The organism is Mesotoga sp. Brook.08.105.5.1, from assembly GCF_002752635.1.
GTDB lineage: Bacteria > Thermotogota > Thermotogae > Petrotogales > Kosmotogaceae > Mesotoga.
The window spans coordinates 179,778-198,089 of record NZ_AYTW01000005.1; the positions used below are offsets into that span (position 1 = coordinate 179,778).

Consider the following 18,312-nt stretch of genomic DNA (forward strand, 5'->3'; position numbering starts at 1 on the left):
GAATTCTGATGTCTAGACTACTTAAACATTCCATAAAAATCCCTGCTGGTGTATCATACAAAATCGAAGGAAACTTGATCACTGTGAAGGGACCGAAAGGCGAGCTGAAACAGGAACTCCTTCCTCTTGTGAAGATCGAAGCCGACGAAAAAGAGCTCTGGGTGAAGTCAAATGAGGATGTTGTGATAAGAAAGAGCGATTACAAGAGATTGGCCAAGTATGCCGGGACCTTTTGGTCGCTAATAAACAACATGGTTGTGGGTGTTACACAAGGGTTTGTTAAGGAACTCGAAATCGTTGGAGTAGGTTACAGAGCTCAGCTTCAAGGAAAGAAGCTTGTAATGAATCTCGGTTACGCTCATCCGGTTGAGGTCGATCCTCCTGCTGGAATAGAGTTTGAAGTGCCAGCGCCGCAGGCTATAGTTGTCAAAGGAATTGACAAGTACTTAGTTGGCCAGGTTGCTGCGAACATCAAGCGATGGAGAATACCGATCGTTTATTCCGGAAAGGGAATACGTTACAAGGGAGAAGCAATCAGAACTAAAGTCGGTAAGAAGGTCTAATCAAGGAGGCGGCTGGAGTGTTCAAACATAAAGATAAAAAGGAACAAAGGCGAAAGAGACATCTTCGCGTCAGGTCTGCAGTTTCCGGAACATCGGAAAGACCGAGACTAGCAGTCTTCAGAAGCGAGAAGCACATATATGCTCAACTAATAGACGATTCTAAGGGAGTAACCCTTGTTGCGGCCTCGACGGTAGACAAGGAAATTAGAGGTTCTGTTGAGAAGTCATGGAATGTCGATGCTGCGAAAAAGGTTGGGGAGCTCCTCGCAAAGAAGGCGAAAGACAAGGGAATCACCAGCGTGGTCTTCGACCGTGGAGGATTCAAGTTCCATGGAAGAGTCAAGTCACTTGCCGAGGGCGCTCGAGCAGGTGGACTACAGTTCTGAGGAGGTGAAGAAGATGGCTGAAGAGATGAAGAATGATCGCAATTCGAAATCTTCACGCGATGGAAGAAGAAGCCCCAGAGCTTCCAGAAACGCCCCTGTGGAAAAGCAGGTTGAAGACAACGAATTTGAAGAAAGAATCATTGAAATACGTAGAGTGACGAAGGTGGTGGCCGGCGGCAAGAACTTGTCTTTTAGAGTTGTTGCAGTTGTGGGCAATCGAGATGGAAAGGTCGGTCTTGGAATTGGTAGTGCCAGGGAGGTCCCCACTGCAATCAGGAAGGCAGTGCTAGAAGCTAAGAAGAATGTTACTGAAGTTGCGGTAAGAAACGAAACCGTACCACATGAGACAATTGGAAGACAGGATTCTGCAAAGATAATGCTTAAGCCTGCCGGTCCAGGAACGGGAATTATTGCTAACTCGCCTGTTAGGGCGGTCGTTGAGCTGGCAGGGGTCAAGAATATCCTAACGAAGTCCCTTGGATCATCGAACACGCTCAATATGGCTAGAGCTGCTCTGAATGGTTTGGTTAGCCTAAGATCTCCCCAGGATTTTGCAAAGCTAAGGGACGTACCTCTGAAGGCGGTTTTCCACGGAGTCAACGAGGAGGAAGGTCAGTAATGGCAAAGAGTTTGAGAATTCGATTAATAAAGAGTCCGATTGGTTATAACAGAAGACAGCTGAAGACGGTTAAGGCACTTGGTCTTGGAAAGCTGGACAGTGAAGTGGTTCAGCCTGATTCTCCGCAGATTAGAGGCATGGTGAATGCAGTGCGACATCTTCTTGCTGTTGAAGAACTTGATGACTGAAGGGGGTAGGAAGATGGCTTTTAAAGTTGAGGATCTAAGTCCGACGCCCGGTTCGAGAACAAGAGAGAAAAGAATAGGACGCGGTACCGGTTCGGGAATGGGAAAGACCGCCACCAGAGGCCACAAAGGCCAGGGAAGAGCGACAGGCAAGGTGGCTGCACGCTTCGAGGGCGGACAGACACCCCTATTCAGAAGAACACCAAAAAAAGGGTTCAAAAACCGAGGTTCTATAGCGTATGCAACTGTAAATATCTCGACTCTCGAAGAGAGATTTGAAAGTGGTAGCGAGATTTCGCCCGAGATACTCGTCAAGAACAAGATACTGAAAGATCTCAAAGACGGAGTGAAAATATTGGCGAGAGGTGAATTGACTAAGTCTTTCGTCGTCAAGGCAAATGCATTTAGCGCTACTGCCAAGGAGAAGATTGAAGCTGCTGGTGGAAAGGCAGAGGTGATCTGACAATGTGGAATGCCCTGAAGAACGCGTTCAAGATTCCTGAGCTCAGAGACAGAATCCTCTTCACATTCCTTGCACTGGCTGTCTTCAGACTAGGGGTTTATATACCAATCCCCGGTATTAATATCCAGGCCTGGTCAACTTACTTTGGGGCTCTATCTGAAGGCGGGGCCGGAGGATTCATAGGCTTCTTTGATGTTTTCACAGGTGGGGCAGTCGAGCAGTTTTCAATATTTCTGATGAGTGTTACTCCATACATAAACGCGCAGATTATGCTTCAACTTCTCACTGCTGTGGTTCCGAGTCTGAAGGAAATGCTCAAGGAAGGTGAAGAGGGAAAGAAGAAATACGCTCGCTACACGAGGATGTTGACGGTCGGACTTGCGAGTCTTCAAGGATTCCTTATATCATTTGGCCTCTCTTCTAACACTGCAATAATGGCAATTCCTAATAGAATTCTGTTTGTTCTTCTGTCCACCTCCACTCTTATAGGTGGTACAATGTTCCTTTTGTGGCTCGGTGAGAGAATTACCGAGAAGGGAATCGGGAACGGAATATCGGTTCTTATCTTCGGAGGAATAGTTGCCAGATACCCTGCTTCTATAATGCAGGTAGTAGTCGCGTTGTCGCCAGTTCAGTGGGCGATTTTACTAGCGATAGCTGTCTTCACAGTTGTTGCCATTATTTACGTACAGATGGGGGAGAGAAGGATTGAAGTGCAGTATGCCAGAAGAGTTACGGGCAGAAGGGTCTATGGGGGAGTTTCTACCCACATTCCCATTAAGGTTAATCAAGGTGGAGTCATTCCGATAATATTCAGTTCTGCAATAATGATGCTACCTCAGTTTATTGCTACTGCCTTTCCTGAGGGAAGTGGCGGTAGGAATGTAATTCAGTCACTTTTTGCCCAGACTTCTCCCGTATACATTCTCCTGTATGGTGGAATGGTTTTCTTCTTCACGTTCTTCTATAGCTCTTTGGTTTTCGATGTGAGGGAGGTTTCGGATAATATACGTAACTACGGAGGATACATCCCAGGAATCAGGCCCGGATTTTCTACTCAACAATACATTCAGAGAGTTCTGAACAGAGTTGTCTTCATGGGAGCCGTCTTTTTGGTTGTAATTGCGTTGCTTCCGTTAGTTATAGGCGGGATTTTCAGCATTGGCGGCCTCGCTATTGGAGGAACTTCAATGCTGATTGCTGTGGGTGTTGCGATTGATATCCTTCAGCAGATGGAAACGCATCTCATGGTCAGACACTATGAGGGATTTGTAAAGAAAGGCAAGTTGCGAGGAAGGAGATAAGTATGAATGTGATTCTCATGGGTCCTCCTGGCGCAGGAAAGGGGACGCAGGCAAAGAGATTAGCCCAGAAATTCGATATTCCGCACATATCCACTGGCGATATGTTGAGGGAAGCCGTGGCTGCTGGCACTGACCTCGGACTTAAGGTCAAAGAGATAATGGACAGAGGGCTTCTCGTCCCCGATAACCTGATGATCGACCTGGTTAGGGAGAGGTTGTCAAGAGAGGACGCAAAGTACGGATTCATACTTGATGGCTTTCCAAGAACTGTCGAACAGGCAATAGCTCTTGACGAAATGCTTATGTTGCTCGAGAAGAAGATCGATGTTTCACTCCTAGTAAATGCGACTGAAGAGGAAGTTGTGAACCGGATTTCAAGCAGGAGAGTTTGTTCCGAATGTGGTAAGGTTTACAATCTCCTGACGCTGAAGCCAAGAAATGAAGGTCGATGTGACATTGACGGCAGTAAGCTGGTTCAGCGTGATGACGACAAACCTGAAACTGTGCGGGCAAGGTATAGAGTTTATTTGGAAAAGACTGAGCCTGTTGTCAACTACTATTCAGAAGAAAAGGGAAACCTAATAGAGGTTGATGGTTCAGGAGAAATCAATAGTGTCACAGCCCAAATCGTTGATCATCTGGAGAAGGCAAAACATGGTTAGGTTGAAATCTCCAGAAGAAATATGTAAAATCGAATTTGCTGCGAAGATCGTTGCGGAGGTGTTGGCAGTCGTAGAAGCTTACGCAGTTGAAGGAGCTTCTGCGAACGATATGGAAAGAGCAGCTGAAGATGTGATCAATAGAAGAGGTGGCATCCCCGCATTCAAGGGCTATAATGGATACCCTTATACTCTCTGTGTATCAGTGAATGAAGAAGTTATTCACGGGTTTCCCTTGAAAGCGAAAGTCTTCTCTGAGGGCGATATCGTCTCTGTCGATTGTGGAGTAGTCAAAGATGGCTTCATCGGAGACGCCGCAAGGTCTTTTGTTGTAGGAAGTTATTTATGCGAGAAAGACAGGTTACTCATGGAGCGGACGGAAGAGGCGCTCTGCAAGGGTATTGAAGTGGCCGTTGCCGGCAATAGGCTCGGTGACATAGGCTTCGCTGTTCAGAGCTGCGTGGAAAGCGCAGGTTTTTCTGTGATAAGAGACTATGTAGGCCACGGAGTGGGCGTAAGTCTTCATGAGGATCCTCAGGTGCCCAATTATGGAAGACAGGGAAGCGGAATGCTATTGAGAACAGGTATGACCCTTGCGATCGAACCCATGGTTGCGAGCGGACACTACAGTTTAGAGACCCTGGAAGACGGATGGACCGTAGTTACTGAGGACAGGTCGCGTGCAGCTCATTTTGAGCATGACATAGCGATTATGGAAGACGGTCCAAAAATCCTTTCCAGACTGTGAGGAGGATCACTGGTGTCGGACAAGAGCGATATTATAAAGATGGATGGAATAGTTGTGGAATCGATGCCCAACGCGACCTTCAAGGTCGAACTGGAAAACGGCCACTCTGTTCTTGCTCACATCTCTGGGAAAATGCGCAAGAACTTCATCAGGTTGATCCCCGGCGATAAGGTCGTAGTAGAGGTTTCAATATATGACCTGACCAAAGGAAGAATTGTTTATCGAAAAAGGATAGACAAAGGAGGAGAAACGAATTGAAAGTCCGCGCTTCGGTAAAGAAGAGATGTGAACACTGCAAGGTTATTAGACGTAATGGAAGAATAAGAGTTGTATGCGAGAAAAATCCAAAGCACAACCAGCGTCAGGGTTGAGGAGGGATATAGATGGCACGTATCCTTGGTGTTGAGCTTCCGAATAATAAGAAGACGTTCGTTGCCCTGACCTATATCTACGGTATAGGGTACACAAGAGCAAACGAGATTCTTACTGGAACTGAGATCAACGGTGACAAAAGAGCAAAGGACCTGACAGACGAGGAAGTAAGTAGAATTGCGAAATTCATCAACGAGCACTACAAAGTTGAGGGTGAGCTAAGGACCGAAGTTGACAGGTCAATCAAGCGACTAATCGAGATTGGAAGTTATAGAGGTTACAGGCACAGAAACGGACTTCCTGTTCGCGGTCAAAAGACACATTCCAACGGAAGAACAAGGAAGGGTTCTAGAGCCAGTAAGATTCGGAAGAAGAGCTAAGACGGGAGGTAAAAGCGAATGGCAAAGAGACCAGCAGCCAAGAAGAGAAAAAAGCTAACTACTGATAGAGGGGTAATACATATAAAGTCCTCTTTCAACAACACAATAATCACCCTGACGGATCCCGAGGGTAATACCCTTATGTGGACTTCAGGCGGAACTGCCGGATACTCCGGTTCGAAAAAATCCACACCATATGCTGCCCAACTTGGCGCAGACAGGATAGCCAAAGAAGCTATTAAGTTGGGAATCACAAGAGTAGGAATAGAAGTTAAAGGCCCAGGTTCGGGACGAGAAGCTGCAATCAGAACTATTCAAGCGGCAGGTCTCACTGTTGAGACGCTTAAGGATATCACGCCACTGCCTCATAACGGTTGCAGGCCAAGAAGAAGAAGAAGAGTCTGATTTAGGAGGGAGTTGAATGGCCAGATATACAGGACCAGTGTGTAAGCTTTGTCGTCGCGAAGGGTTCAAGCTTTATCTAAAAGGTGAAAGGTGTTTTTCACCAAGATGTGCTCAAGTCAAGAGACCTGTAGCACCTGGACAGCACGGAGCCTCGACAAGAAAGCTTACTCAATACGGAATGCAATTAAGATCGAAACAGGTAGTCAAGAGGATTTATGGAGTCCTTGAGAGACAGTTCAGAAGATATTTCGAAGCGGCTTTGAGAAAGAGTGAAGAGACAGGAAGCGCTCTGGTTAAGATCCTTGAATCAAGACTAGATAACATGGTCTTCAGGATGGGATTTGCATCCAGCAGGAGACAGGCAAGACAGCTGGTTAACCATGGACATGTCCTAGTCAATGGTAGAAGGGTCAATAAACCCTCCTTTAACCTTAGAGTCGGTGATATCGTGGAGATCAGAGAGAAGAGCAGAGCGGTCGTACCGATCAAAGAAGCGGTAGAAGCATCGAAAGAAAGAACAGCCTATCCGTGGGTTGAGGTAGATTACGAGACATTCAGAGGGACCTACCTGAGATACCCTGTAACCGAAGAAGTAGAGATTCCAGTTGATCTGCAGTCGATTATCGAGCTCTACTCCAAGTAAATCCGATTCTTACCTTCTTGGAAGGAGGTGTGTGCCCGAATTCTGGGCGAAATAATGTTGACATCAATAATGCCCAAGAACTTGCGAATTGAAGAAGAACGAGAGGATCAGAACAGCTATTTCACAAGGTTCATCCTTTCTCCAATGGAAAGAGGATACGCCACTACTATTGGGAACTCGCTAAGGAGGGTTCTACTCTCATCGATACCTAGTATGGCGATCACAAAGCTTAAAATACCTGGGAAGTATCACGAATACGATGTTATCGACGGAGTTAAAGAGGACATCCTTGAAATCATCCTCAATTTCAAGAAAGTCCAGCTGAAACCTGCTCTAGAGTTCTCTGACGCAGTAAAACTAACTCTTGAAAAGGTAGGACCTGGGGTTATCACTGCAGGGGATATAAAGACTCCCACCGGTGTTGAAGTGGTAAACCCATCGCAATATGTGGCTACTCTCAACACGGATTCGGTTGTCTATATTGAGCTTTTCGCAGAGATAGGAAGAGGATTTGTCCCTGTTTCAGAGATGGAGATCGAGCACGACGTAGAAATGATATACATTGATGGAATCTTTAGTCCGGTATTGAAAGTCAACTTCCAGACAGAGAACGTTCGTGTAGGAAAGAGGACCGACTATGATAAACTCGTTCTCGACGTCTGGACGAAGAAATCGATAACTCCTTCTGATGCTTTGATGAGAGCAACTGATATCCTTATAAGGCATTTTGAGGTTGTTTCAAGCGGGCTTGGTCAACCGACCCAAGGACTAACCGGATCAACCATCGAGCCAGAGGAAGAAGAGACAATCACCGAAGAGAGTGAGATGAGTTCAGAAGTTTCTCAGGCGGATGAACAAGACTCAAACTCCGTCGCTGCGAAGAAGGTCGAAGAACTTGATCTTTCAGTGAGATCTCTTAACTGCCTTAAACGAGATAAGATAAACAGAATTGGCGATCTTCTTGACAAGAGTGAGGCCGATCTTCTGAAGATCAGAAATTTCGGTGAGAAGTCAATGCTTGAAGTCGTTAAGAAACTGAGAGAAAAGTTCAACATCGTGCTCAAGAAAGAATGATTGTGAGGAGGCCTATAAGAGATGCGTCATAGAGTTAGTGGAAGCAAACTGAATATGCCCCATAGCCAGAGAGTTGCTCTGATGCGAAACCTGGCTAGGGAGCTGTTTGAACACGGGACAATAGTAACGACGGTAACTAGGGCTAAAGAGGTAAGGCCGTTCGTAGAAAGCATAATTACAAAAGCAAAGAAGGCTACAATACTGTCGGCGGAAATCGCCGCTAAGGATTCCGAGAGTAGCGAATCGCAGGAGCTCAAGTCTAGAAATCTTGCTTTGCGCCGCGAAATCAACAGAAATTTCAATGACAGGAAGCTAGTTAAGAAGATATGTGATGAGATAGCTGTCAAGTATCTCGAAAGGAACGGCGGATACACAAGGATTGTGAAACTGGGTATGCGAAGAGGAGACGCTAGTGAGATGGCCGTCCTCCAACTCATTGACAACGAAGAAAGACAGGAAAAGAAGCCCGAGAAGAAGACTGAAAAGAAACAGGACAAAAAATGATGGCTACCGAAAGGTAGCCATTCTTCGGAGGTACGAAAGTGAAGATATTCCTTGATACAGCTAACATTGACGAGATTCGAGAGGGTATGAAGCTTGGACTGGTTGATGGAGTCACGACTAATCCAACGCTTGTCTCCAGAGAAAGCGTGAAGTTCGAACAACGTGTTGTGGAAATCTGCGAAACCGTTAGGGGTCCTGTGTCAGCCGAGGTTACGGCAACGGATTTTGAGAATATGGTATCACAAGCGCGAGAGTTGGCTTCTCTTAGCGAGTATGTTGTTGTTAAAATCCCAATGACAAAAGACGGGATGCGAGCAGTGAAAACCCTTAGTGGTGAAGGGATTAGGACAAATGTAACGCTTATATTCAATTCGCTTCAGGCTACTCTAGCTGCGAAGGCAGGTGCTACATACGTAAGCCCATTTGTTGGAAGGCTGGACGATATTGCTAGTAAAGGGATGGGAATAGTTGAGGAGATCGTTGACATTTTTGCGAACTATGGCTATTGTACTGAGATCATCGTTGCAAGCGTGAGGCATCCTATGCATGTACTAGAGGCCGCTTTGATGGGTGCGGATATTGTGACAATACCCTTTGATGTGCTTCTCAGACTATTCAATCATCCGCTTACAGATATTGGGATAGAGAGGTTCACCGAAGACTGGAAGCGCTATGAGAAACAACAAGGTCAATAAGCTTTGAATTTTGCTTCGTAAGTGGTATATTATTCCTGAAAGAATTGGTACCTCGCCGGAGACAGGTCTCCTATGCTTTCTTACAAGTACGATTAGCTTCATAATCTTATCAATTTCAAGAACACGGAAGGAGGGTAGGTACATTCTTCCAGTGGTTGATAGAATGTACCGTCAAATTTGAGCCCAAGAAAAAAGAAAACAGAAGAAACACCTGGTGAACTTGAGGAAAAAGTGGTTGCTGAAAAAAAGGCAACAAGAAAGAGAACGATTAGAAAGAAGACTGAATCGAAAAAAACCGAAGAGAGTCATGAGCCCGTGAAGACCGCTTCTAGAAAGATTGCTGAGGAAAAAGATGGAGTTGAAATTCTACGTAAAGAAGACCCCAATGACTCAAAAGCAGAGAATTCAGTGACCAAGGAGACTGGAAAGGAAAGCATCCCGAGCGATGTCAAAGAGATCCCAAGGAAGGAAAGAGAAAAGGACAAAGATAAAGACAAAGACAAGGATAACATCAGGGAAGTAGAAATCGATATTTCCCAGCTTCAGGCTATGCCTATCAGGGAGGTATATAAACTTGCCAGAAAGTATGACGTACAAGGCTATACGCAGATGGCAAAGAAGGATTTGATCTTCGCTGTTCTAAAGGCTCAAACCGAATCCTACGGCTACTTCTTTGATCAAGGAGTTCTGGAGATAACTGATGGAGGATATGGCTTCTTAAGAACTCTGGACAATAATCTCCTGCCGAGTTCCAACGATATTTACGTTAGTCAGTCACAGATAAGGAGATTCAACCTTACCAGCGGGGATACAGTTGCAGGTCAGGTCAGGCCGCCAAAGGAGGGGGAGAAGTACTTCGCTCTTCTGAGGATTGAAGCCATTAACCACAAAGCAATCAACTTCGCTGCTGAACGAATAACCTTTCAGAATCTTACTCCTATCCATCCCGAAGACATGCTTATTACGGAAACAGATCCCCATATAATGAGTACAAGAATGGTTGACCTTTTCTCACCAATAGGAAAAGGACAGAGAGGGCTAATTGTCTCGCCTCCTAAGGCGGGTAAGACGATACTTCTGAAGGAACTGGCGAATGGCATTGCTGAAAATCATCCCGATACGGTTAGGATTATCTTACTTATTGATGAGAGACCTGAAGAAGTCACCGATCTCAGAAGAAGCACAAATGCACACGTGATTGCGGCTCCGTTTGACATGCATCCAGAGAAGCAGATACGAGTCGCTGAGATGACAATCGAGATGGCCAAGAGATTAGTGGAATTCAATTACGATGTTGTTATCCTCCTTGACAGTATAACCAGGCTTGCAAGGGCTTACAATTTGTATGTTCCGCCTAGCGGAAAACTACTTTCCGGTGGCGTGGATCCTTCTGCCTTGTACAAACCCAAGTACTTCTTCGGAGCAGCCCGTAACATTGAAGAGGGTGGAAGCCTTACGATAATCGCTACTGCTCTTGTCGAAACCGGGAGCAAGATGGATGAGGTCATATTTGAGGAATTCAAAGGTACTGGAAACATGGAATTGATCCTGTCGAGGCAGCTTGCCAATAAGAGAATGTTTCCTTCGATCAACCTAACCCTCTCAGGAACAAGGAGAGAAGAGCTTCTTCTTCCTTCCGATATTCTTAGGAAGGTTTGGGTTCTTAGGAGAATGCTTTCATCAATGTCAGAGGAAGAGGGCCTGAGACTAATCATGGAAAAACTACGTGGAACCGCCACAAATGAGGAGTTCTTGGACTTGATAGAGATGGAGAAAAAGTCGTATTAGACTGGAGATGCAAATGGCTAAGTACGTTATAGGTATTGATCTTGGCGGTACCGAAACAAAGATTGCAATAGTTGAAGAAGACGGCCGGATTATTGAGAAAAAGATGATTCCCACTAGAGTCTTCGATGGTAGGATCACCGTTGTTACAAGAATTGGGGAAGCGATAAAGGAGCTTCTTCTCGAATCAACTGTTAGTTCCTCCGAAATACTTGGTATTGGGGTCGGTTCGCCCGGCTCGATAGATCATGACACAGGTACCGTGCTATTCTCGCCGAATCTCCCCGATTGGTCAGGATTCGGACTTGCATCGATGCTGGAAAAGATAACCGGAGTCCAGACGTTCGTGGAGAATGATGCAAACTCATTTATTCTTGGAGAATGGGCCTTTGGGGAGTTCAAAGGAAGCCAGCACATGATAGGACTTACCCTTGGCACGGGGGTTGGAGGAGGCGTGATTACCCATGGAATACTGATGACGGGTAGCAGCGGTTATGGTGGAGAGCTCGGACATACAATTGTGGAACCCGAGGGTCCTCTATGTGGATGTGGTTCTCATGGATGTTTGGAGTCTCTTGCATCTGCCACCGCCATTGTCAAAATGGCCAGAGAGTATTCAAAGCGGTTTCCCAAATCCTCAATGTTTTCCGCACCGGAAATAACTGCCAAGGTCGTTTTCGATTCAGCGCGAGGGGGAGACCTAGCAGCCACAATGATAGTGGAGAGAGTGACAAAGGCTATGGCAATCGCAATTGGCAATTTCATCCATGTCTTCAATCCTGAGCATATCGTTATCGGGGGCGGGATAAGTAAAGCGGGAGATCTGCTTATTGACGGTATTCTGAGAAAGATGCCTGCTTTTGTCATGCCTTCATTCATTGGAACTTATAGTATTACACTCAGCAGGCTGGTAGAAAACGCGGGTATAACCGGCGCGGCATCGATAGTTTTCTACAGGCTAAGTTGATCCTTAAGCTTCTGCGTCATTATGTGAGCCTGTCTGGTTGGTTCGGGAATTCTGTACTTGTCGGTAGTCTTCAAAACCATTTCAACAGAGAGTTCCGGAGTTATCCGATTGCCTGGAGAGACATATACCGGTTTCACTCCTTGTCTAGTACATAACGCGTACCCTAGCAGCCTACCATCCGGGGCGGTTATTGGGCTTTTCTTTCCCTTGTCCACAGGGGTGCTATGTAGCCGCCCGAAAAGAAGTCTCTTGGCTACTCCTATGGTTGGTGTTTCTAGGAAGAGACCAATATGGGAGGCTATACCAATCCCCCTTGGGTGGGCGATTCCATGGCCGTCGAAGAAAAGCAAATCGACTTCAGAAGATTTTGATAGAGCGTTGAGAATTGTGGGGCCTTCTCTGAAGGAAAGAAGTCCGGGAATGTAAGGTGTATCAACCTTTCCGATTGCATGGAAGCAATCGACAACTTGTAAAGTGCTGAATTCCATTACTACTACAACTGCTAGGGCAGTAGCTCTTGATGGAAAAGAGACATCTACTCCGGCTATCAGGCGTGGTTTCGCGATCCGAGTGTGCAAGACGAGCTGATTGGCGAGCTTGTTTTGCAAAGCTATCGCTTGATTTGGTTCCATGCTCCACGAATGAATATGTCTTATGTTCAACGCTCTCGCTCTCCAGTGGATAACAATCTGCCATTGCTGCTTATCATAATGATTATGCCACATAGATGTTATAATCTATGAAAAGCTCATCAAGTGTGGAGGTGTATGATGAAATTCGTCGTAGCTCGTTCCGAAATCCTCACTAGATTGGAGTCGGTTTCCGGTGCAGTAGCGTCAAAGAGCGTAAAACCGATTCTTTCAGGCATATATTTCTCGATGAAGGATGAGTCAACCATCAAGCTTGTGGCAACTGATCTCGAAACAGCTATTACCACCGAGCTGAAGCCCAAGTACATTGATGGAAGTTGTGATTTCGTTATCGATGCCCGTCTGGTTCTAGAGATAGTAAGGAATCTCCCGGAAGGAGAAGTAATATTTGAGACCGAAGAGACTAATGTGGTTATTCGTTTGGGAAGTGCCCGATTCACTCTTCCTACTATGGATCCAGGGGATTTTCCTGATATAGAGGCTGCAGCGGGGGGGCTTGACTTCACTGTATCGGTCTCATCGGTTGAGTTGATGATAGACAGGGTGATATTTTGCGCTGCCAGAGATGAGTTCATGAGAAATCTGAACAGTGTATACTGGGAATTCGACGATGGTTATGTTCGCCTAGTTGCCGCAGATGGGTTCAGGATGGCCCTCTCTGAAGAGAGGATAGACCTCAGTATCGAAGATCATTTTTTGCTGACGTTGAAGAGCATGAGAGATCTTCAGAATAGTCTGAAGGCTGCGATGTCCGACGTCATGAGAGTAGTTTACGACGGTTCTCGTGTCCAGTTTTTCTTTGACGGTACCGAAATAGTTACCAAAGTCGTCGATGCGGAGTTTCCAGACTACAAGAAAGTTCTCCCAAAGTCATTTAAAGCTAGGGTTGTTCTTCCCGCAGTTACTTTTTCCGATGCGGTTAGAAGAGCTTCAATCGCTGCAAGACTGGGATCTGATTCCGTTAAGTTTGAGATAAACGATGAGGAGTTCAAGATAATTGCTCGTAGTCCAGATCACGGAGAATCGATCGAGGTTATTAAGACGAGCAAAGAGGGTGACAACATAATTATCGCTTTCAACCCTAGATTTCTGTCAGAGGCAGTGAAGAAGGTTGATTCCGAAATGGTAGAACTGAATTTCGTAGATTCGAATAGTCCCCTTCAGATGAATCCTGTGGATATTCAGGGGTATACCTATATTATTATGCCTATTAGGCTGATATGAACACAAGGGTTGGAATAGGTCATGACGTTCATCCTATTGTCGCCGGAAGCAAAGGTTTGTTTCTGGGTGGCTTGAAAGTATCTGATTCACTGTACCTTTCCGGTCACTCAGATGGTGACGTTTTGAGTCATGCGATAGTAGATGCGATTCTTGGGGCTTGCTCTCTTGGAAACATCGGCCTCAGGTATCCGGAAAACAGCTCTAACAAAGATCGCAGGAGTATTGAGTTTCTCAAGGAAACGGCAGACTTGATCAAAGGCAGCTGGGAAGTGACCAACGTTGATTCTGTGGTCGTTATCGAAGAAATAAGGCTGGCCGGTTTTGTCCAGTCAATGATAGACAATGTTGCCAGTGCTCTTGGGATAGAGAGCGAGCTAGTGAACATCAAACCGAAATCGGGGAACGGCAGCAGTCCCGGTTTTGCTAAGGCCTACGCAGTCTGTCTCTTAAGGAGGGTGGAGTGAAAGATGCCCGATTTCCGCTATGAAGTCATCAACACCAAGGGAAAATCAGAAAAAGGCAAGCTTGCTGCGAACTCCAAACTAGAGGCGCTTCAGATCCTTTCAAGCAGAGGGTATATCGTAAGTTCAATCAAGCAGTCCGCTTCACATGCTTCCACAAGAGCTTCAATGTTCCCTGCCTCGCAAAAGGAAGTCAGCATCTTCTCAAGGCAATTGGCAACCATGGTTTCCTCAGGTGTGAGAATAAGAGACGCTCTTCAGGTTCTTTCAACTCAGGTTTTCTTTTCAAGAAGATTCAGAAAGATTGTGACTCGGGTGGTCCTGGATATAGAAGGTGGAATGAGCTTCAGCGAGTCTCTCGAAAAGACGGGTGTATTCGAGCCCCTCTTCACCAATCTGGTTAAGGCCGGAGAAGCGGGTGGAGTGCTAGACGAGTCACTAGAACGGGTTGCCGACTTCTACGAAGGGATGGTCGAGCTGCAGAATCAAGTGAAGTCAGCTATGTCATACCCTCTCTTCATGATGGTCTTTGCAGTTGGAATAGTTGGGATGATCTCGTTCTTCATTTTGCCGAACCTGATCGGCGCTTTTGGTGGAAACTTTCAGCCAGAAGGAGCGATGGCAATTCTCCTGAGTATGAACAGCATTCTTGAGAATCACTGGCCTCTGTTGCTTGTCATGCTTGTCGGATTGTTGATCGGAGGCTACTTTTTCTTCAAGAGCAGATATGGAAACGTTGTCAAGGAAAACATTGGTAAGTTGATCCCTCCGATTAGGAATTTGAGAAACATGACGGCAATGGAGAGGTTCACTCGGACGACTGCTGTCCTAGTTGCCAGTGGAGTCGATCTGCCAACCGTTTTGGAACTGGCCGGAGAAGTCTCTCAGAGTCCAAGAGTTGTGAAAGCAGTGGGCAATGCAATAATAGGAATAAAGGGTGGGGAAAGCATCAATGCTGCTTTGGAGCGCCAGAAGGTCTTTCCGCCCATTGTCGTTAGTATGGTTGCTGTTGGTGAAGAGACCGGCAAGCTTGATGAAGTGATGTTAAAAGTTGCGGATTTCTATCATATGCAAGTTCAGAACGCACTCAAGAAACTTGTTTCGCTTGTGGAACCAATAATGATATTATTTATTGGTGGGTTCATTGGTTTCCTGGCAATAACGATATACGGTGCAGTCTTTGCTATGGAGCAAAGTATTGGATGAGTTTGACCGAGTTGTTGTGCTGTCTGGTCCTGGTCTCTCTGTGTATCAGCGGCGTCGTACTGGTTTCGTCTGAAATCATAGTTAAGCTAAAGATTGGCCTCAGCAAAACAGCTTTCGATTCTTTCATTGAAAGCCAACGACTTGAGGCAATTGTTCGTTCAAGACCAGTCGAGCTCTTCTATGATTTCAGAACTAGAAGGTTGTCTTCGACAACGGGTGATATTTTTGAGGATTGCTTGTGGGAGAATCCCGAAGGTTTCAGAATAAGATTCAACGGTGATGGGTCTATAGTAATTCTTAACGGTTCGACAACGCTGAATTTTGCTGATGGCAGTGTATTGACTATCCAGCCGGTTACGGGGAAGGTCACTTATTGAGACTTGGGGGTAAATATGTTTCAAAGTATGATTACTGCCGTTAATTCCGATGAGGGTTACACTGAGATCGTAAGAGCAGTGGTCGAGGGTAGGAGCTTAATACCGGTCTTTTCTGTCCTTAGGATCGGTGAGAACTCGCTTGCCGAAGCGGCCAGGGTGTTTGGCGAGAATAATACTCTTCCCGTGGATGAAATATTTGTGACGGCCTTCCACCCAAAGGATGTTGTGTTTCAGCATCTAGAGGTTCCGAGGGTCAAGTCGATGAAGAACCTGCTTAGCGTTGCCAGTTTCAAGGCCGCCTCTCAGTTTTCTTTGCCGCCAGACGAAGTAAACGTTGCCTGTCTCAACTCAATTGCTTCCCTGAAGACGGGGTTGGTTCCTGCCTTTATTATCACCAAGAGGAAGGCTGTTTTTGAATTCGTTGGAAGACTCACGGGCGAGAACTTCCCCGAGCCGAATATAGTAGATGTTAAGCCTTTCTCCATCTTCAAGACCGCTCATACCAGTGTCTTCGAGGGAAACAACATCGTCTTTGTGGTGGATAAGAATTATTCGATTCTCCTTACACTGAGAGGAGAAGAGATTGTTGGGCTGAACTACATAAGCGATGGTTTTGACGAGGTGGCAAGTGGTTTCAGTGAGGACAACTCTCTTTCTCCTAAAACAGATATCCAGAGAGAGTTCCTTGTCGGCTCCAAGGCATATTACGATTCATTGATAGAAGAGGCTTCCGAGAGACTTGAAGGGCTAATCTCCTATCAGCTTAGGATGTATCTTACGAACACTCTGTCGAACTCTCCGAATACTTCTGCGGCCGACGAGTCTCTCTTCACAAGGTTCTTTGTAGTGGGGCCCTCGAGTCTTTCTACAGCCGTTTACTCAAGGGCATTTCAGAGAATTCTTGGAGACGAGACAGAGGTGGTCAGCATGCCTCTTAGGATTAAGGAAACGACTGGGATAACATATACTTCGGTGGGACTACTCATGAGAGGTGGTGAGATACTTGGTCGACGTAAACTTACATTCAAGGAAGAAACGGGTATCAAGGCTTAAGTATTCTCTAATAGTCCTGCTGATAATTGTCGTTCTGATTATGGGGTCTCGTTTTTTTGTGACCCAAGCCTTTGATATAAGATTTAGACAGGTTTCTAGAATGAAAGGCTATCTGTTTGATAATACTGGAACATACCTTACAGGGAATCTGATTGCAGACATTGACATGATGTTCGACAAGAAGCAGGAGTACATTGCAATCCGTAATAGACTTAGTAGACAGGTTAGCGATCTTCGCGCTCATGTAAGCTCGAAGTCGCTAGAGATGGATGTCTTCAGAACAATGGAAGCTTATCTCGAAGACGAGAACGCTCTGAAGACGATTGCTTCGAGAATTTCGTTTGAAAATGGTGTTGGTAACTCCTTCTACTATCTAATATTTGAAGGTGATAATACCTATTTCCCGTCACCGCTTACTACACCAACCCTTCTTGCCAGGCCAAGCGTGAGGGGTAATTTGGACTTCGCAGAGCTTTACTCTCTTCAACTTGTCGACCTTAAGGTGGGTGACTTCGATGAATGAGAGAGACGAGTTTAACATCGAAGAAATTAATGCCTTTGTCGACTCGGGATCTTTTGAGAGCAACGATGGCTTTTTCATTCACAGAGACTATGCAAATAAGCTGAAGAGAAGACTTGGTATTCTTGACAGAAAGGGAATAAACTCGAAGATTGCCTTCTGGTCGTTGATCGCTTTGACAATCGTAGGTTTTTTGTTCCTGGTGGTACTTTACTCCTACAACACTTTCGAGAATACATCTCTGCTGGTCGAAGAGGTGAACGGTCTTGAAAGTGCATACCTTGAGGTTCAGTTGCTCTCAAGAGTCCGAAACGAAGCGATAGGCGCAATGAGTACAAGAAGTTATCTTAAGGAGATAGAGGAGAGGATTCCGATAAGGTCTTCTCAAGGAGAGTACAAAGGAATCATTGTCTCAGGTAGTTCGAGAGATATTCTTGATCTTGTTGAGATGATTGTCAGTGAACCGAGAATTCTTGTTAGAAAGCTTGATCTGAGATCAAACCTTGGATTTCCGATTCTGCCGGAGTCTAATATTCCGTCCAATCTTTTGCTTGAGTTGAGGATGGACATTGCTGTAACAGGGACCTTCTAGACGGAGCTGATTTTATGGAGAAGATCGTTTTGATAATAGTGGTCTCAATTACTCTGTTAGTAACGGGTGGTGTACTCTTGGTATTGCTCTTCGAACCGGTAGAGATTGCTGATGTTGCGGCAAGCAGAATAAGAATTGATCCCGTTGATACTTCTAGGGTGGTGAGCGTCTTCAGTATGGAGAATCATTTCCTCCCACTCTATGCGAGTCCTTCGGAGGTCATAAGTTCAATGCTAGAAGTCGGCGAAGAGGCAGAGAATGTCAGGTATGTTGCCTATTACAGGTTGAACAAGGTTGATTACGCAGTTCTACAGACGGGTGAGACGGAGATAACAGTAAGAGTGGGCGAGCAAGTTGCACCCTCCTATATAGTATATGGAATTACGGAATTTGCTGTTCTGCTAAATGATACTAGTACGAACAGCTTCTTTGTTGTGAAGTATTTCAGGTCATAAACTCGAGGGTAAATATGGGGTG

Annotated in this window: 27 protein-coding genes; 26 read left to right on the plus strand and 1 reads right to left on the minus strand. The window is 45.7% G+C overall.

Annotation, left to right across the window (positions count from 1 at the left end):
• Window positions 1-8: 8 nt before the first annotated feature.
• The 18 genes from rplF (at window position 9) to V512_RS02780 (ending at window position 11,752) form a co-directional block, all read left to right on the plus strand.
• The gene (rplF, locus tag V512_RS02695; RefSeq protein WP_099828918.1) at window positions 9-563 is read left to right on the plus strand and encodes a 50S ribosomal protein L6; all 555 of its coding nucleotides are present in this window, start codon (window positions 9-11) and stop codon (window positions 561-563) included.
• A 17-nt stretch (window positions 564-580) separates the two neighbouring features.
• Window positions 581-949 (plus strand): 50S ribosomal protein L18, encoded by a 369-nt coding sequence (gene rplR, locus V512_RS02700; RefSeq protein ID WP_099828919.1) that lies wholly within the window; start codon window positions 581-583, stop codon window positions 947-949.
• A gap of 13 nt (window positions 950-962) precedes the next feature.
• The gene (gene rpsE, locus V512_RS02705; RefSeq protein ID WP_099828920.1) at window positions 963-1,568 is read left to right on the plus strand and encodes a 30S ribosomal protein S5; all 606 of its coding nucleotides are present in this window, start codon (window positions 963-965) and stop codon (window positions 1,566-1,568) included.
• The gene (gene rpmD, locus V512_RS02710) at window positions 1,568-1,756 is read left to right on the plus strand and encodes a 50S ribosomal protein L30 (protein WP_099828921.1); all 189 of its coding nucleotides are present in this window, start codon (window positions 1,568-1,570) and stop codon (window positions 1,754-1,756) included. Before rpsE ends, rpmD begins: the two co-directional genes overlap by 1 nt.
• 13 nt (window positions 1,757-1,769) lie before the next feature.
• Window positions 1,770-2,216: a 50S ribosomal protein L15 gene (gene rplO, locus V512_RS02715; RefSeq protein WP_099828922.1), complete on the plus strand. Its 447-nt coding sequence runs from the start codon at window positions 1,770-1,772 to the stop codon at window positions 2,214-2,216.
• Window positions 2,217-2,218: 2 nt separating this feature from the next.
• The gene (gene secY, locus V512_RS02720) at window positions 2,219-3,520 is read left to right on the plus strand and encodes a preprotein translocase subunit SecY (protein WP_099828923.1); all 1,302 of its coding nucleotides are present in this window, start codon (window positions 2,219-2,221) and stop codon (window positions 3,518-3,520) included.
• Between the two features lie 2 nt (window positions 3,521-3,522).
• Window positions 3,523-4,182: an adenylate kinase gene (locus V512_RS02725; RefSeq protein ID WP_099828924.1), complete on the plus strand. Its 660-nt coding sequence runs from the start codon at window positions 3,523-3,525 to the stop codon at window positions 4,180-4,182.
• Window positions 4,175-4,927: a type I methionyl aminopeptidase gene (gene map, locus V512_RS02730; protein ID WP_099828925.1), complete on the plus strand. Its 753-nt coding sequence runs from the start codon at window positions 4,175-4,177 to the stop codon at window positions 4,925-4,927. The genes V512_RS02725 and map overlap by 8 nt, the downstream gene beginning before the upstream one ends.
• 12 nt (window positions 4,928-4,939) lie before the next feature.
• Complete coding sequence (gene infA / locus V512_RS02735; protein ID WP_099828926.1) at window positions 4,940-5,185, plus strand: translation initiation factor IF-1; 246 nt, start codon at window positions 4,940-4,942, stop codon at window positions 5,183-5,185.
• Window positions 5,182-5,298, plus strand: coding sequence for a 50S ribosomal protein L36 (gene rpmJ / locus V512_RS02740; protein ID WP_099828927.1), 117 nt, complete (start codon window positions 5,182-5,184; stop codon window positions 5,296-5,298). Before infA ends, rpmJ begins: the two co-directional genes overlap by 4 nt.
• A 12-nt stretch (window positions 5,299-5,310) precedes the next feature.
• The gene (gene rpsM, locus V512_RS02745; RefSeq protein WP_099828928.1) at window positions 5,311-5,679 is read left to right on the plus strand and encodes a 30S ribosomal protein S13; all 369 of its coding nucleotides are present in this window, start codon (window positions 5,311-5,313) and stop codon (window positions 5,677-5,679) included.
• An 18-nt stretch (window positions 5,680-5,697) separates the two neighbouring features.
• Window positions 5,698-6,084 (plus strand): 30S ribosomal protein S11, encoded by a 387-nt coding sequence (gene rpsK, locus V512_RS02750; RefSeq protein ID WP_099828929.1) that lies wholly within the window; start codon window positions 5,698-5,700, stop codon window positions 6,082-6,084.
• A 16-nt stretch (window positions 6,085-6,100) separates the two neighbouring features.
• Window positions 6,101-6,727: a 30S ribosomal protein S4 gene (gene rpsD / locus V512_RS02755; RefSeq protein WP_099828930.1), complete on the plus strand. Its 627-nt coding sequence runs from the start codon at window positions 6,101-6,103 to the stop codon at window positions 6,725-6,727.
• Window positions 6,728-6,781: 54 nt separating this feature from the next.
• On the plus strand, window positions 6,782-7,801 hold the full coding sequence (locus V512_RS02760; RefSeq protein WP_180977908.1) for a DNA-directed RNA polymerase subunit alpha: 1,020 nt from the start codon (window positions 6,782-6,784) through the stop codon (window positions 7,799-7,801).
• A gap of 21 nt (window positions 7,802-7,822) precedes the next feature.
• Window positions 7,823-8,305, plus strand: coding sequence for a 50S ribosomal protein L17 (gene rplQ / locus V512_RS02765; protein WP_099828932.1), 483 nt, complete (start codon window positions 7,823-7,825; stop codon window positions 8,303-8,305).
• 38 nt (window positions 8,306-8,343) lie between these two features.
• The gene (gene fsa / locus V512_RS02770; protein WP_099828933.1) at window positions 8,344-9,000 is read left to right on the plus strand and encodes a fructose-6-phosphate aldolase; all 657 of its coding nucleotides are present in this window, start codon (window positions 8,344-8,346) and stop codon (window positions 8,998-9,000) included.
• A gap of 510 nt (window positions 9,001-9,510) precedes the next feature.
• Window positions 9,511-10,788, plus strand: coding sequence for a transcription termination factor Rho (rho, locus tag V512_RS02775; protein ID WP_347708249.1), 1,278 nt, complete (start codon window positions 9,511-9,513; stop codon window positions 10,786-10,788).
• A gap of 13 nt (window positions 10,789-10,801) precedes the next feature.
• Window positions 10,802-11,752 carry an ROK family protein gene (locus V512_RS02780; protein WP_099828935.1) on the plus strand — a complete coding sequence of 317 codons (951 nt, stop codon included), beginning with the start codon at window positions 10,802-10,804 and terminating at the stop codon, window positions 11,750-11,752.
• Here the strand turns inward: V512_RS02780 and V512_RS02785 are convergent.
• Entirely contained in the window at window positions 11,737-12,414 is a 678-nt protein-coding gene (locus V512_RS02785) for an endonuclease V (protein WP_099828936.1), read from the minus strand. The two genes, V512_RS02780 and V512_RS02785, sit on opposite strands and share 16 nt — an antisense overlap.
• Window positions 12,415-12,522: 108 nt before the next feature.
• Here V512_RS02785 and dnaN point away from each other — a divergent pair, with 108 nt between their 5' ends.
• The 8 genes from dnaN (at window position 12,523) to V512_RS02825 (ending at window position 18,290) form a co-directional block, all read left to right on the plus strand.
• The gene (gene dnaN, locus V512_RS02790; protein WP_099828937.1) at window positions 12,523-13,626 is read left to right on the plus strand and encodes a DNA polymerase III subunit beta; all 1,104 of its coding nucleotides are present in this window, start codon (window positions 12,523-12,525) and stop codon (window positions 13,624-13,626) included.
• Window positions 13,623-14,090, plus strand: coding sequence for a 2-C-methyl-D-erythritol 2,4-cyclodiphosphate synthase (locus V512_RS02795; RefSeq protein WP_099828938.1), 468 nt, complete (start codon window positions 13,623-13,625; stop codon window positions 14,088-14,090). The genes dnaN and V512_RS02795 overlap by 4 nt, the downstream gene beginning before the upstream one ends.
• 3 nt (window positions 14,091-14,093) lie before the next feature.
• Window positions 14,094-15,293: a type II secretion system F family protein gene (locus V512_RS02800; RefSeq protein ID WP_099828939.1), complete on the plus strand. Its 1,200-nt coding sequence runs from the start codon at window positions 14,094-14,096 to the stop codon at window positions 15,291-15,293.
• On the plus strand, window positions 15,290-15,670 hold the full coding sequence (locus V512_RS02805; RefSeq protein WP_099828940.1) for a hypothetical protein: 381 nt from the start codon (window positions 15,290-15,292) through the stop codon (window positions 15,668-15,670). The genes V512_RS02800 and V512_RS02805 overlap by 4 nt, the downstream gene beginning before the upstream one ends.
• Before the next feature lie 15 nt (window positions 15,671-15,685).
• Window positions 15,686-16,723, plus strand: a complete 1,038-nt coding sequence (locus V512_RS02810) for a hypothetical protein (RefSeq protein WP_099828941.1) — start codon at window positions 15,686-15,688, stop codon at window positions 16,721-16,723.
• Between the two features lie 100 nt (window positions 16,724-16,823).
• Complete coding sequence (locus V512_RS02815) at window positions 16,824-17,246, plus strand: hypothetical protein (protein WP_243392222.1); 423 nt, start codon at window positions 16,824-16,826, stop codon at window positions 17,244-17,246.
• Complete coding sequence (locus tag V512_RS02820) at window positions 17,239-17,835, plus strand: hypothetical protein (protein WP_099828943.1); 597 nt, start codon at window positions 17,239-17,241, stop codon at window positions 17,833-17,835. Before V512_RS02815 ends, V512_RS02820 begins: the two co-directional genes overlap by 8 nt.
• 14 nt (window positions 17,836-17,849) lie before the next feature.
• Entirely contained in the window at window positions 17,850-18,290 is a 441-nt protein-coding gene (locus V512_RS02825; RefSeq protein WP_099828944.1) for an alpha/beta hydrolase, read from the plus strand.
• Window positions 18,291-18,312: the final 22 nt, after the last annotated feature.

Coding starts and splice junctions, on each gene's coding strand:
- V512_RS02800 (WP_099828939.1), top strand. CDS start 14,094: ATGCCCGATTTCCGCTATGAAGTCATCAACACCAAGGGAAAATCAGAA.
- rpsE (WP_099828920.1), top strand. CDS start 963: ATGGCTGAAGAGATGAAGAATGATCGCAATTCGAAATCTTCACGCGAT.
- V512_RS02810 (WP_099828941.1), top strand. CDS start 15,686: ATGTTTCAAAGTATGATTACTGCCGTTAATTCCGATGAGGGTTACACT.
- rplF (WP_099828918.1), top strand. CDS start 9: ATGTCTAGACTACTTAAACATTCCATAAAAATCCCTGCTGGTGTATCA.
- rpsK (WP_099828929.1), top strand. CDS start 5,698: ATGGCAAAGAGACCAGCAGCCAAGAAGAGAAAAAAGCTAACTACTGAT.
- V512_RS02805 (WP_099828940.1), top strand. CDS start 15,290: ATGAGTTTGACCGAGTTGTTGTGCTGTCTGGTCCTGGTCTCTCTGTGT.
- rpmD (WP_099828921.1), top strand. CDS start 1,568: ATGGCAAAGAGTTTGAGAATTCGATTAATAAAGAGTCCGATTGGTTAT.
- dnaN (WP_099828937.1), top strand. CDS start 12,523: ATGAAATTCGTCGTAGCTCGTTCCGAAATCCTCACTAGATTGGAGTCG.
- V512_RS02815 (WP_243392222.1), top strand. CDS start 16,824: ATGAAAGGCTATCTGTTTGATAATACTGGAACATACCTTACAGGGAAT.
- V512_RS02780 (WP_099828935.1), top strand. CDS start 10,802: ATGGCTAAGTACGTTATAGGTATTGATCTTGGCGGTACCGAAACAAAG.
- V512_RS02760 (WP_180977908.1), top strand. CDS start 6,782: ATGTTGACATCAATAATGCCCAAGAACTTGCGAATTGAAGAAGAACGA.
- V512_RS02795 (WP_099828938.1), top strand. CDS start 13,623: ATGAACACAAGGGTTGGAATAGGTCATGACGTTCATCCTATTGTCGCC.
- rpsM (WP_099828928.1), top strand. CDS start 5,311: ATGGCACGTATCCTTGGTGTTGAGCTTCCGAATAATAAGAAGACGTTC.
- V512_RS02825 (WP_099828944.1), top strand. CDS start 17,850: ATGGAGAAGATCGTTTTGATAATAGTGGTCTCAATTACTCTGTTAGTA.
- V512_RS02820 (WP_099828943.1), top strand. CDS start 17,239: ATGAATGAGAGAGACGAGTTTAACATCGAAGAAATTAATGCCTTTGTC.
- secY (WP_099828923.1), top strand. CDS start 2,219: ATGTGGAATGCCCTGAAGAACGCGTTCAAGATTCCTGAGCTCAGAGAC.
- rplO (WP_099828922.1), top strand. CDS start 1,770: ATGGCTTTTAAAGTTGAGGATCTAAGTCCGACGCCCGGTTCGAGAACA.
- V512_RS02725 (WP_099828924.1), top strand. CDS start 3,523: ATGAATGTGATTCTCATGGGTCCTCCTGGCGCAGGAAAGGGGACGCAG.
- rpsD (WP_099828930.1), top strand. CDS start 6,101: ATGGCCAGATATACAGGACCAGTGTGTAAGCTTTGTCGTCGCGAAGGG.
- rplQ (WP_099828932.1), top strand. CDS start 7,823: ATGCGTCATAGAGTTAGTGGAAGCAAACTGAATATGCCCCATAGCCAG.
- map (WP_099828925.1), top strand. CDS start 4,175: ATGGTTAGGTTGAAATCTCCAGAAGAAATATGTAAAATCGAATTTGCT.